The sequence below is a fragment of the Sphingomonas sp. TF3 genome, from assembly GCF_003985085.1.
Lineage (GTDB): Bacteria > Pseudomonadota > Alphaproteobacteria > Sphingomonadales > Sphingomonadaceae > Sphingomonas.
Genome location: NZ_RWKS01000076.1, coordinates 1 through 878 on the forward strand (window position 1 = coordinate 1; position 878 = coordinate 878).

Annotated in this window: 1 protein-coding gene; it reads right to left on the bottom strand. The window is 60.5% G+C overall.

Features of this window, described 5'->3' with window-relative positions; genetic code table 11:
* Window positions 1-52 precede the first annotated feature (52 nt).
* Entirely contained in the window at window positions 53-817 is a 765-nt protein-coding gene (locus EJC47_RS20845; protein WP_001389365.1) for an IS6-like element IS6100 family transposase, read from the bottom strand.
* Window positions 818-878 lie beyond the last annotated feature (61 nt).

Below are 878 nucleotides of genomic sequence, written 5' to 3' on the forward strand. Positions count from 1 at the left end.
CTCTGTTGCAAAGATTGGCGGCAGTCAGAGGTAGGCTGTCGCTCTGCGCCGATCAGGCGGCTGCTGCGAAATGGTGGTTGAGCATGCCCATGGCCTCCGTCAGCGCCGAGGGCCCAATGCCAAAAGCTCTCTCCACAAGGCGCACCTCGCCCCTGATGCCGGGCTGCAGGCACCAGGGGCGAGCCTGTCCTTTGCGCAGGGCTCGCATGACTTCGAATCCCTTGATCGTGGCATAGGCCGTGGGGATCGATTTGAAACCGCGCACCGGCTTGATCAGTATCTTGAGCTTTCCGTGATCGGCCTCGATCACGTTATTGAGATACTTCACCTGCCGGTGGGCCGTCTCCCGGTCCAGCTTTCCTTCGCGCTTCAATTCGGTGATCGCTGCACCATAGCTCGGCGCTTTGTCGGTATTGAGCGTGGCAGGCTTTTCCCAGTGCTTCAGGCCTCGCAGGGCCTTGCCCAGGAACCGCTTCGCTGCCTTGGCGCTGCGGGTCGGCGACAGGTAGAAATCGATCGTGTCGCCCCGCTTGTCGACTGCCCGGTACAGGTAGGTCCACTTGCCCCGCACCTTGACGTAGGTTTCATCCAGGCGCCAGCTCGGATCAAAGCCACGCCGCCAGAACCAGCGCAGCCGCTTCTCCATCTCCGGGGCGTAGCACTGGACCCAGCGATAGATCGTCGTATGGTCGACCGAAATGCCGCGTTCCGCCAGCATTTCCTCAAGGTCGCGATAGCTGATCGGATAGCGACAATACCAGCGCACCGCCCACAGGATCACATCACCCTGGAAATGGCGCCACTTGAAATCCGTCATCGTTCCGTCCGTCCAATCTCCGCCAAGCATGCTCAAGCTTCACGATTTTTGCAACAGAGCC